The sequence below is a fragment of the Nostoc sp. DedQUE07 genome, from assembly GCF_034530975.2.
Taxonomy (GTDB): domain Bacteria; phylum Cyanobacteriota; class Cyanobacteriia; order Cyanobacteriales; family Nostocaceae; genus Nostoc.
Window position 1 is genome coordinate 46,331 of record NZ_JAVRCC020000043.1, and the last position, 12,812, is coordinate 59,142.

8 protein-coding genes and 1 pseudogene are annotated in these 12,812 nt (G+C 41.8%); 4 read left to right on the plus strand and 5 right to left on the minus strand.

Features of this window, described 5'->3' with window-relative positions; genetic code table 11:
• Positions 1–22 precede the first annotated feature (22 nt).
• The 3 genes and pseudogenes from RMZ95_RS25670 (at position 23) to RMZ95_RS25680 (ending at position 3,317) form a co-directional block, all read left to right on the plus strand.
• Positions 23–1,144: a hybrid sensor histidine kinase/response regulator gene (locus RMZ95_RS25670; RefSeq protein ID WP_322683227.1), complete on the plus strand. Its 1,122-nt coding sequence runs from the start codon at positions 23–25 to the stop codon at positions 1,142–1,144.
• Between the two features lie 223 nt (positions 1,145–1,367).
• A pseudogene (locus RMZ95_RS25675) lies at positions 1,368–1,570 on the plus strand (IS5/IS1182 family transposase); the annotation flags it as partial.
• 580 nt (positions 1,571–2,150) lie between these two features.
• Entirely contained in the window at positions 2,151–3,317 is a 1,167-nt protein-coding gene (locus RMZ95_RS25680; RefSeq protein ID WP_322683228.1) for an ATP-binding protein, read from the plus strand.
• Positions 3,318–3,553: 236 nt separating this feature from the next.
• Here RMZ95_RS25680 and RMZ95_RS25685 read toward each other — a convergent pair whose 3' ends face one another.
• The 5 genes from RMZ95_RS25685 to RMZ95_RS25705 form a co-directional block, all read right to left on the minus strand.
• Positions 3,554–5,266: a putative bifunctional diguanylate cyclase/phosphodiesterase gene (locus RMZ95_RS25685; protein WP_322683229.1), complete on the minus strand. Its 1,713-nt coding sequence runs from the start codon at positions 5,264–5,266 to the stop codon at positions 3,554–3,556.
• Positions 5,267–5,524: 258 nt separating this feature from the next.
• Entirely contained in the window at positions 5,525–6,673 is a 1,149-nt protein-coding gene (locus tag RMZ95_RS25690) for a response regulator (protein ID WP_322683230.1), read from the minus strand.
• Positions 6,651–8,144, minus strand: a complete 1,494-nt coding sequence (locus RMZ95_RS25695) for a sensor histidine kinase (RefSeq protein WP_322683231.1) — start codon at positions 8,142–8,144, stop codon at positions 6,651–6,653. The genes RMZ95_RS25690 and RMZ95_RS25695 overlap by 23 nt, the downstream gene beginning before the upstream one ends.
• Positions 8,145–8,971: 827 nt before the next feature.
• On the minus strand, positions 8,972–9,424 hold the full coding sequence (locus RMZ95_RS25700) for a response regulator (protein WP_322683232.1): 453 nt from the start codon (positions 9,422–9,424) through the stop codon (positions 8,972–8,974).
• Positions 9,421–10,632, minus strand: coding sequence for a sensor histidine kinase (locus RMZ95_RS25705; protein WP_322683233.1), 1,212 nt, complete (start codon positions 10,630–10,632; stop codon positions 9,421–9,423). Before RMZ95_RS25705 ends, RMZ95_RS25700 begins: the two co-directional genes overlap by 4 nt.
• A gap of 840 nt (positions 10,633–11,472) precedes the next feature.
• Between RMZ95_RS25705 and RMZ95_RS25710 the strand changes: the two genes are divergently transcribed.
• The coding region (locus RMZ95_RS25710; protein WP_409883811.1) for a DUF4347 domain-containing protein at positions 11,473–12,812 on the plus strand (1,340 nt) is incomplete at its 3' end.

Sequence of the window (12,812 nt, forward strand, 5' to 3'; positions counted from 1 at the left end):
TACGCTTTGGGGTTGTTCGTGCATGAGTGAATTTGAAATAGTGAATCAAGAACTGACGATTCTATTAGTGGATGACGAACCCGATAATTTTGAAGTTATCAGCGGCATTCTATACAATTGTGGCTATCGTTTGGGATATGCATCGAGTGGTGTTAGTGCCTTAGAACGGCTACAAAGAAGTCAGCCAGATTTGATTTTGCTTGATGTGATGATGCCAGGATTAAATGGCATTGAGCTGTGCCGTCGCATCAAGACTAATCCAAATTGGAAGCATATTCCGGTCGTTATAGTCACTGCATTGAATGGGAAAGAAGATTTAGCCCGTTGCCTCGAAGCTGGCGCAGATGATTTTCTCAGTAAGCCTGTAAGTGCATTAGAGTTACGCGCCAGAATTCGCTCGATGCTCCGCATTAAGCAACAGTATGATGCCCTCAAAGCTTCTCTACAAATGCGATCGGACATGGCAAATATGATTGTACACGATTTGCGTAATCCTCTGACTAACATTGTTTTGTCTTGTGAAATACTCAGCCGAGCGAATTTGCCAGAGCAATGTCAAATTCGGATCGATCGCATAAAAATAGCGGAACAACAGTTGCGATCGCTAACCGAAAGCCTACTGCTCATGGCAAAACTAGAGTCAGGAAAAATGCTCGTGAATCTGGAGACAATCGAGCTGAATCGCCTGATTGATAGTTGTATCAGCGATATACAGGCGATCGCCAATCAAAAAATGATTCAGATAATTTCCCACCTCCCAGAACCCGAAAGACCGATTTACGCCGATAAGCTCGTGATGCGTCGAGTTTTAGACAATTTATTATCAAATGCAATTAAATTTTCTCCGTCTAAAAGTCCAGTTACGGTGCAAGTCAATTATTTAGACGAGCTGACAACCCAGATTCTAGTGATTGATATGGGTGTTGGAATCAGTGACGAACTCAAGCAAAAAGTCTTTGAAAAGTATGAAATTGGGACTCTGATGAAAAACATTGAGCAAGTTGGTTTGGGCTTGGCATTTTGTCAGATGGCGATCGAAGCTCATGGCGGCAAAATCTCAGTAAAAGATAATCAGCCTCAAGGGTCAGTCATTTTAATAGAAATCAGCAGTCTCTTTCCAGGAGCAAAACACGCTTATTTCTGAAACAGGGCGATCGCTCGGTTGAAGGTTAGAGCTTGAACAATAAGGAATAATCAGAAGTTTTGCCGTACAAAATAATACGTTATCAAGAGAAAAATGGCTATACTTTCTTCAAAGCTAGGTGATATGAGATATTGCTAGTAGTCATACGAATTTGCAATTCAAAAATCCTTACTTGATAAGAGTTTCCAGTTTTGGATCTGTTTCAGGATTTTAGTGAATTGGTATCACAGAAGTTTCTTGTCAACAACTCTGGTTGTATAAAAATAAAAAGCATAGCGTTGATAACCGTATTGTAAGTTTAAGTCAACCATATACGTCCGAATGGCACTAAGAAAAGCGGGGAAAATCGTGGAATGTGCTGCAAAACTGTCTGCTAGTTGCTTTGATGAATATGTATTTTTTAGACTATATTTAGACTATATTAGTTAAGATAACTTTAATGAATAAAGAAACTTGAAAACACTTTTTAGTCACCTTGAAAAACTATACTAGTACACTAAGGTATAAATATAGACACCCTTTCAAAAGCCCAAAATAAAGGCTTTTTGACTTTTGATCCTTCGACTACCCTCAAGGTCAACTTTTGACTTCCAACGTAGCGGTACTAGTTATTGTCCAGAATCCGTTGATGTTGACAAAAATTATCGCACCAGAGAAAATTCAGTTTATGAAAACAAGGAGATATTAGAAGTACTGGTTCACCTTTGAGCAGACTCCAGAAGACTGTAGTAACGAAAAAAAGAAGCAAATTTTAGAATTCCAAATATTGGTTTTCAAACTGGCGACATTGTTAAAGCCATAGTTAATAGTGGCAAGAAAATAAGCATCTATGCCGGACGTTTGCTTTGTCGAAAATCTGGAAGCTTTGATATTTCAACTAAAAACGGTCGTGTTGCGGGAATCAGTCACAAATACTGTTTAGCAATTCATAAACTGGATACAGTTATGCGTTTTAAGACGGCGTTTGTTGACTTTTTTATTATGTTTTCAGTAAGCCCTAAATATTATGGATAATCCAAAAATTCTGGTTGTAGAAGACGAAGTTCTGATTGCGAGAGAATTAGAAACCAATTTAATGAGTCTGGGCTACACCATAGTCGGAATTGCAGGGAATGGAGCAGAGGCGATTGCCAAGGCGGCAGAACTTCAGCCTAACTTGATTTTGATGGATATTATGTTACCGGGAGAAATCGACGGTATTGAGGCGGTAGAGCGCATTCATCAGACTGCTCCAATTCCGGCGATCTATATCTCTGCCTACGATGATGAAACTATTTTGGAACGGGCAAAAGCAACCCACCCCCTTGCTTATCTGATCAAACCCTTCAACGAGCGCGTCCTGAGAACAACTATTGAGATTGCGTTGGCATTGCACACAGCTGAATCCGAGATCGGAAAAGCGATCGAGATAGCTCAAAGGCAAACCAAGGCTGAAAGCCAACCCAAGCAACAGCAATTAAATCCTTTGTTTCAAAACTATTTGGGCATGGTAGTGCATGAAATAGGCAACTCTATCAGTGTGATTCAGGTCAGTGCCGAACTATTGAATGAATTTGAGGCTCCACCCTTGGTAAAGCAGCGTGCCATTGAGCGTATTCAGAATGCGGCGCTCCGTATGAACTGGTTACGCGAGGATTTACTGGTTCTGGTGCAAACCGGAACAAATCAGTATCAGCTGCAACTGACTGAGATTGAGTTGTTGAGTACGGCTCAACAATTAATCGAAATAGTGACAGTACAACAACGGCAAGATCGATTGCGGCTGCTGAGTCAGCAAGAGACGCTTGTTGCCTTCATGGATGAACGATTGCTGAATTATCTGTTAAAGAATTTGTTGTTAAATGCTCTGAAATATTCGCCTGAAGATACGTCGATTTTACTCCTGCTCGATCGGCAAGCAGATCGAGTTGAAATTGAAGTTCGAGATCGAGGTATTGGGATTCCAGCCGATTATTATCCTAATATTTTTCAGCCGTTTCACCGAGGCAGTAATGTAGCTGATATTCCAGGCACGGGCTTGGGTTTAGCAATTGTGAAGCGCTGTGTTGATTTGTTGCGGGGAGACATTACTTTCGACAGCGAAGTTGGTAAAGGTACAACGTTTAGGGTAACTTTGCCTGTAACCAGACCGTCGAGTGAACAAAAAATCTCTGTTGATACTGGCGTTCGGTAAATTTGAGTTCAAAGCGCGTTCCTGGTTGGCAACTAAATTGGCTAACTTCTTTTAATTAGTTACGAGAAGCCGTATGGAAACAGTTAGATAAATTAACTGCTCAATTTAAATCTATTGCTGGCTGGAATTTTATTTTGGAAGCGTTATTTGTATCAGGCTTTTCGTGAAATGGTATAAGTCCAATGATTATTGTTTTGTTTGGAAGTCCGCCGTTTGCGGAATTGGCTTTCTGGAGTTTAACTAAAAATCCCATTGGCGATCGCTTGCGTGGCTGCTTGGCTGGTCAACGGTTTAGAGAACAAGTAACCCTGTCCCAACTTACAATTCAATTCTTTTAATTTTTCCAGTTGAACTGAGGTTTCTATTCCTTCTGCCACGATGTTAATATCCAGGCTGTCAGCCAGGGTAATAATAGCTTTAATGACGGCATTTTGGCCATCTTCATCAATCTGGCTAGTAAAAGAGCGATCGATTTTCAGCGTTTCAATTGGGAACTGATGCAAACAGTTCAAGCAGGAGTATCCCGTGCCGAAGTCATCAATACATAACTGAATTTGCAGCGATTTCAGCGATTGGAGGACTTGACTGTTATCCTCTGTCATTTCTAACAGATAACTCTCAGTCACTTCTAATTTTAAGTACTCACCTGACAAATGGGAGTGCTGCAATATTTCTGCCAACCGTTGACTAAAGTCAATTCGATTCAATTGCAAGGCGCTGATATTGACATTCATAATCAAGTCAGCGTGTTGAGGAAACTGTTGTTGCCAACTTCGCAGTTGCTCGCAGGCTTCTTGGAGAATCCACCAGCCCAACTCCTGAATTAGCCCCTTTGCTTCCGCGATCGCAATAAACTGAATCGGTGGTATGAGTCCTTTTTCAGGATGATGCCAGCGAATCAATGCTTCAAACCCTATTAACTGATTTGTAAACAAATGAACAATCGGTTGATAATGCAAGCAAAATTCTTGCTGTTTACCCGAATATGTGCTTTTTAAAATCGCTCGTCTCAAGTCTGTTTCTAACTGTAACTGCTCGGAAAGATGGACTCGTATTGCCGGATCGAACACAGTATATCCGCTGCTTGCTGTTCTGGCATGATGCATTGCTAAAGAAGCATCTGCAAGCAGATCGATGGCGTTGCTATAGTTAAATTGGCTGTGCGTAATCCCGATACTTATGTTGTTGAATACTTCACAACTTCCTAAATCTAATGCCTGTTTCAAGCTTTGTTGATGAAATTGTTCGGCTAGCTTGGTTGCCGTCGATAGATGCTGAAGGTTTTCTAGAATAATAATAAATTCGTCACAGCCAAAATAGGCGAGGAACTGCTCAGGTGCAAGGATTTGCTCCAGTTGAGTAGCTACAGTTTGCAGCAAGCGATCGCTCATCAGTTGCCCAAAAGCATCATTGATTTCCTTAAAGTTATCTAAACCCACAAATAACACGGCATACTGAGAGGTTGTATTTGTGGGTGTCTGTTGAGTTAACCGATTAAGTTGCTCGATTAAGTACGCTTTGTTAGGTAAGTTGGTCAACGAATCCCAAAGTGCACAGTGCTGCTGCGCCTGGAATGCCGCTTCTTGCTTGGCGAGTCGGGCGGCGATCGCTGCTAATAATTCATCGACACCAAAGGGTTTCGTCAAATAATCGTCTGCACCGAGATTCATACCCTGACGAATATCTTCATGGGTGCTTTTAGCTGTTAAAAAAATAAAGGGGACTAATGCCGTATCTAGATTCTGCCTTAATGTCGATAGCACCTCGTAGCCATTTGCGCCTGACATCATCACATCGCAGAGAATTAATTCGGGATGCTGGGACTGAGCTAAAAAAATCCCTGTTTGACCGTCTTCGGCTTCCACGACCTCAAAGCCTTCTGCTTCTAAAATATCAAGAATTTCTTCGCGCAATGAAACTTCATCTTCAATGACTAATATTTTGGACATATTAAGTAAGTTGGCACAAGAAAACTAAAAATGGATTACCTTCATTGAAAGTCGCGGGAAACTCAATCGAATTGTGGGTGGAGAGGGATAGCCGCCCGCCTACTTGGGGCATTGGGCATTGAGCATTGAGGAGGCAGTGCTTTGTGCTTTGGGCGGGTTTCCGGACTTGTAGCAACTGCCGTCATTAGTGGCTCTTTTCCATGCCCCATGCCCCATCCCCCATGCCCAAAAACTTCACCCACAAAAGGATGGAGTTTTTCATTTATTAGGAGCCAAGGTAGTAGGCGGATTAGTCTCAATCGGTAGTTGAAGCGTAAACTGAGTCCAACCCGCTTTACTACTAATTTGAACTTTACCGTTCAGTCGTTTAGCCAATTTCTCAACCAGTGTTAAGCCTAGACCATTGCCGCCTTGCTGCCAGCGATCGCTCTCTGGAACTCGATAAAACGGTTGGAACAGATTGGGAATGAACTTATCGGGAATCTCTGCTTCGTTGCTAACAATAAGCATAATCATCTGACCATCTGGATTTATTGCCTCGGATGCAGTCAAATCACAACGAGCTTCTAAAACAATTTTGCCACCGGGAGCAGTGTATTTACAGGCATTGTTAAGCAGTTCGCTCAAGATGCGCTTGAAATCTGCGGCATCGATTACAGGCATTGGCAAATAAGGTGGAATGTTGCTCCAGAGAGTTTGTTGGCGTTTTCGAGCCTGGGTTTTGAATGGTTCGACGATCGCAGGAATCCAGGTTTGTAAATTCAATTTTTCGGGTTGCAAAGGACGTTCGTTTGCGCCTAAATAATGCAAATCGAGCAAGTCATCGATCAGATGAATTTCGCGGTAACACTCTTGTTGCAAGCGATCGATGTAGCGTTGCGTTTGCTCTGGGTTAACAGCTTGTTGCAAGAGTTTCAACGCCATCATTATATTAGTCGCTGGGCCTCGTAATTCCTGTGATGCAGTCCCAATAAACTCGTCTTTAAGCAAATTGGAGTGTTGAAGCTGGGTAACTTTCTGATGAATCTGGACGATTGTTGCTTGTTTAGTCAATCGACTTGTAATCGCGTTAAGCAACTCATCCATCCTAAAGGGTTTTGTCAAATAATCATCTGCGCCTAAGTCCATTCCCTGCCGAACATTTTCGCGGGTCGCTTTAGCGGTGAGGAAAATGAAAGGAATCAGTGCTGTGTCCGGATTTTGTCTCAGTCCCGATAACACTGCATACCCATCAGATCCGGGTAGCATTACATCGCAGAGGATCAGGTCAGGGAAGTTTGTTTGAGCTGAATCCAGCCCCTCTAACCCGTCTTCTGCTCCCATTACATCAAAGCCCTCAGATTCTAAGATATCGAGGATTTCTTCGCGTAATGATGGCTCATCTTCAATTACCAGGATTTTGGTCATGAATTTGCTCTACTAAAGCAATTGGCAAAGTTACTCTAATTAAAGTACCCTGATTCACTTGACTAGTAACATTGATTACACCTTGACACTCTTCCACAAATTGCTTAACAATTGCTAGCCCTATGCCCGTCCCAGGCAAATTGCCAACATTGCTACCGCGATAAAACGGAATGAATAATTTGTCCTGGTCTTCTAGGGGAATGCCAATACCCCAATCTTGAATAGAGAATCTTACATATTCGGGAGCAAAAATCAAGTCAAACATCACCTTTCCAGAGTCAAGAGAATATTTAATCGCATTGGAGAGTAAGTGGGTGAGTATGAGTTCCACCACAGTTGGATCGAGGTAAATTTGCCGACTATTGCCCTGACTTTCAAAGATAATTGGGTGTTCGCTGGTGGTTAATGTGGCAATTAATTCTTGACAGAACTTTTCTAAGTTCAACGGTACGGGGTTGAGTTTAGCTTGATGTGCCCCCGAACTGTTCATAACCAGCATATCGTTAAGCAACTCAGTCATGCGCTGTACTCCAGCAATGATGCGATTGTAGCGAATCTGGTTTTTTTCTGGAGTCCATTGATGAGCATAGCGTTTTAACGTCTCTGTTGCTACCAAAATCACACTCAGAGGTGTCCGGAATTCATGGGAAACCATCGTGATGAATTCAGACTTGAGTTGGTGCAATTCTCTTGCTTGCTGCAAAGCTTGTTGCATGGCGGCTTCTGCTCGTTTGCGATCGCTAATATCTCGGAGAATGCAGACTGTTCCTCCATACGGTAACAATGAGATTGACAGTTCTTGGTCAAAGGGTTGACTATTACATTTATAACCAACGGTTTCTCCTCGCCAAAATTTCCGTTGCTGTAGACTTTGCTCAATTTCGCCCCTCAAGCCAGCTTGTTGATTCGGGTGATAGTGAATTTTCCAATTGGTTTGTAGCAGGAGACTGGAATCTTTGTAACCGTAAATTTTGGAATATGCTTCGTTGACATACACATAGTTCCATTGGGCATCTAAAATGGCAATTCCTTCACTTGATACGGCGATCGCCACTGACTGTTGATGCATTATCTGTTGCATTCGCGATCGCTCGATGGCATAGTGAATGGAGCGAATCAGGGCATGGGTGTTAATTTGCCCTTTGACGAGATAATCTTGTGCGCCTTGCCGCACTGCTTCTAAAGCGATCGCTTCGTCTTTGAGGCTGGTGAGTACGATAATCGGCAAGGTTGGAGCTGCTGTATGGAGTTGGGCGATCGTCTCTAAACCATGAGCATCGGGCAGGGACAGATCGGACAAAATCACATTAAAACTGTGGCAACGCAGTTTTTCGAGGGCTATTCTCAGTTTTTCTACGACTGTCACCTTCCAACTAGTTCGATCTGTGTTTTCCAGAAATTCTTGTAATATATCTGCATCTTCTAGGCTATCTTCAATTAATAGAATTTGTAGAGAATCATTCTTCGTCATGAGTTTTGCCCATAGTGATGCCAAAACCTATCTTAAAAGAGATATCCCCAAAATAGTAACATTCTGCCATAGAAGAACTTTCAAGAGCTTTTTTGACAAAAATAGATAGTGACATATTGAATTATATTGAATACAATACTAAAGCAACAAAACGTTTAATTATTTTGAAGTACGAACAGTTACAACAATTAATCCAAAATGCAGAACAATTGCACCAGGCAGGAAAAACGAAAGTTATTACAATCTAAAAAAGATAGAATAATCCTAAATACTACTAGCAAAAATATTCACGTTTTTACTAGATTAAAATTAATATATAGCTTCATTTTTCGTTTGATAAACCAACCCTCAATCCCTAATCCCCAATCCCCGGTCCCTTTTACAGAATTGGATCTATAGCGATACTTGCGGCGGTCGTAGCCATTGCTTCTTTCTCATGTAAGTAGAAAACAGTAATAATCGAAATCTGATACTAACTTAATAAGCTATTCTTAATACGATTATTTAAGAGTTTATTAACAAAATGCGTTAGCCCTAATCAGTACCTTAGCCAATTTACGAGGATGATTTGATGTCCAAACTCCCATTTCTCCGAAACTGGGCAAAAACAATAAGTCCTAAAAATTCCTTTCAGGTTTCCCGCAAGGTATTTTTTAGCGTATTGCCCAGTACATAAAGGTTCTGACAGTTCAAGCTACCTTTTCAGCTAAAAGCTTATATATGGGTCATTTTGCCAGTTTTTGCCAAAATTTTTGTAGGCTCTTATTTTGGCAAAGGTATTGCTTAATACAAGGGCTTTGAATGCACCAGAGGTTATCTAAAGCCTACTATACAACTTTGGGAAACTTAACAGCCGCCAGCCAAAAAAATTCAATCGAACGAATCACCTTAGCAAATTCTTCTAGACCGACAGGTTTGGTTACATAACAATTGACGTTGAGTGCGTAAGTTCGCAAAATATCTTCATCAGCCGCAGAGGTTGTTAAAACCACAACCGGGATCAACTTCAGATCGGGATCGGTTTTCAGTTCCGCTAAAACTTCTCGACCATCTTTTCTCGGGAGATTCAAATCCAGTAAAATCAAATCTGGACGAGGTACATTGGCATAATCGTCCTGCCGCCGCAAAAATTTTAGGGCTTCAACACCATCCTCCACCACATGAATTCGGTTGAGAACTTTAGCATCGCCCAGGATTTCAATCGTTAAATCGGCATCTTCCGGTGAATCTTCGACTAAAAGGATTTCAATAGGTTCAATCGGGTGAGAGTCTTTGCTCATTGGGAGTTTTCTTTTTTTATGGGAATTGTAAACCAGAAAACAGATCCTTTCCCTACCTCTGATTCCATCCAGATATTTCCGTGGTGACGCTCAACAATTTTCTTACAAATGGCTAAACCCAGTCCTGTGCCAGAATATTGGCGACGGGTATGTAAGCGCTGAAAGATGATGAAGATACGCTGTGCATATTGCGCTTCAATCCCAATCCCATTATCCTGCACTGCAAATAGCCATTTGTTATCTTTTTGGGTTGCACTGATGTGAATTTGAGGTGGCTGTTCTTGACGATATTTAATCGCGTTGCTGATTAAGTTTTGTAATAAACGGCTAAATTGCTCTTTGTCGGCTTCGATCGTTGGGAGGCGATCGCGCGTGATGGTGGCGTGGCTTTCAGCGATCGCAACATGGAGTGTCTGAATCACTTGGTCAACTATCCGATCGCAATCGGTTGAAACTAATCGAAAATCGCAACGACCGACTCTGGAATATGATAGTAAGTCTTCAATTAGTGCTTGCATTCGAGTCGCAGCATTGACAATATAAGTGATGTATTTATTGGCTTTCTCATCTAACTGTTTTTGATATTTCTCTGCCAGTAGTTCGGTATAGCTGACAATGACCCGCAAGGGTTCCTGTAGGTCATGGGAAGCAACATAGGCAAACTGCTCTAACTCTTGATTAGATCGTTGCAGTTCGTTTTCGGTTTGCTGGCGCTGTTCCACTTCATTTTGTAGTTGCCGAATCGTTTTCGTTAGCTCTTCTGTGCGTTGAGCCACTCTTATTTCCAGTGCTTGATTGAGTTGTTCAAGGGTCTGATTTGCAATTTCTAGTTGAGCCGGACTGGGTAATGTTAAAGCTTTAGGAGTTAACAAAATCAGCGTCAGTGCTGCATGGAGAGAGACGATCGCTGTCACTGCTTTCATTCCTCCTGTCAGCCAGTATACTGGATGCCACAGCGTCCAGATTTCTAGCAGATGAGTGGTTCCACAACAAACAATGAAGGCTCCAAATAGCCAAAAAGCCCCACGAAAAGGGATATCTGAGCGTTTATAAGACAAGTAAATCAGAAAGATGGGAATGGAATAGTAAGCCAGGGCAATTAACGCATCTGACATTCCATGCAACCAAACTAACCTTGGCTGCCAAAGGTAGCAATGTCCATGCGGTATATAGTCGGATGAAAAAAATGCTTGTAAAAATGCTTTCATCTTTTTAGCTATTAGCGAATGGTTATGTGTGTAGGACTTACGCAAAAAACCTCTCTAAGTCTTATTACCAACGAAGTTCCAATACCTGCGCCAAGCCGCAAAGCGTCTACAGCAAAAGCAGCCGCTCCGGCTTCTCTGTGTTTTCTGCATCCTTTGAGATTTAATTTTACATTACCTGTGCGTAAGTCCTGGTGTGGTCTAAGAGTAAAGGAGGACTAAGAATACTCATAAATAACCATAATCTTATTTCATTAGACTCATAGGCACTGCGGCTTAACAATTAAAATGTGTAAATAATTACTTATAAAATTGCTAAAATTGCGGTTTATGCTGAAATAAATAATAGCACCCTGAGAAAATTACTGAGATTGGGATGGGTAAGTTCAGTAAAAGCGTAAAACTACAGATCGCACCCTTGTTTAAGGTGATTGGTTGCTAAAAAGATTACTGAGTTCGGGATGAGTAAGTTCATGAAACCCGTAGAGCTACGAATTACGAAGTTTCTTAGGGTCATTAAATTAGAGAAACGAGTGTGACTGAAAAGAAAGTAGAAAAGTAGAAAGGTTGAGAGCAAAAGTTCATTCAATCAAAAACATAGTGTGGATAAATCCATACAAGGGAAATACCTGAACTATGGATTTTCTAAACCTATTTGCGATCGCACTCAATTTATCTTTTGCATCAGCCATCTTTGGAACGCCATTAAACACGCATTCAATTATAGCCAAAACAAAACAGCTAAATAGGGCTAACAAACAAGGTGTAAGCTTTGCTAAATAAGGCTTTTGAATTATTCAAAAGTAAAACTAACAAAAGTTTTGAAGATAAAAACAAACTTCTATGAATCCTAAATTTATGTTGGACACAATACCTACTGCGATCGCTACTAAAAACCTCGATTGGAAAATTTCTGCTAATCGCCTAGTTATCATTGACTCCAAGGTAGAGAACTACGAAACATTAGTAGCAGGTGTTTTACCGAATACTTGTGTTGTAGTTCTAGATAACGATAGAGATGGCATTGAGCAAATTAATCAAGTACTAGCATCCTATCAAGAAGTTAACAGCCTGCATATTGTTTCTCACGGCGCACCAGGACGAGTCTATTTAGGGAATAGTCAACTCAGCAACGAAACACTCAATCGCTATGCAGAGGACGTGCAAAGTTGGTCAAGCCTTCTCTCCTCTGCCTCTGTACTCCTTTATGGTTGTAATATTGCATCTGGAGAAATTGGCGAAGCCTTTTTGTCAAAGCTCCACCAACTGACTGGGGCAAATATTGCAGCTTCTGCCAACCCTACTGGCAGTACTCTTAAAGGAGGAGACTGGGAACTGGAAGTTACAATTGGCAAGATTGACACTTCCTTGGCGTTTTCAGAAACAGTAAGGGAAGCTTACACCTCTGTACTGGCAATCATTACTTTAACAGGACTAACAAACCCTCTGACAGAAGGCGGTGCTACAGATACTTTAGGGGTGAGTGTTAATGTCGCCAGCCTACTTAGTAGTCTCGGTGTTGCCGGCACGACTTTGGTTAATGGTGGAGTGCCAATCAACCTGACTCTGACTCCCGATGCTCAACTGAACTTGAATGGTTCAAACTCCTCGGTGACTTTAACTATCGACCCGACTCAAACCACCCAAGTTTTCCCCTCAGTCACCATCGCCGCCATCAATGATAATCTGACAGAAACTAATCAGACTGGTACAATTAGCGCCACAATTACAACTAGTAACCCTACTCTCCAGGCTATTCTTAACCCCATTTCCTCCCTACTGTCTGCAAATGTTACTGCTAATATCCTCGATCCGGTAACACCTCCAGTAATTGTCTCCCCGATTACTTTAACAGGACTAACAAACCCTCTGACAGAAGGCGGTGCTACAGATACTTTAGGGGTGAGTGTTAATGTCGCCAGCCTACTTAGTAGTCTCGGTGTTGCCGGCACGACTTTGGTTAATGGTGGAGTGCCAATCAACCTGACTCTGACTCCCGATGCTCAACTGAACTTGAATGGTTCAAACTCCTCGGTGACTTTAACTATCGACCCGACTCAAACCACCCAAGTTTTCCCCTCAGTCACCATCGCCGCCATCAATGATAATCTGACAGAAACTAATCAGACTGGTACAATTAGCGCCACAATTACAACTAGTAACCCTACTCTCCAGGCTATTCT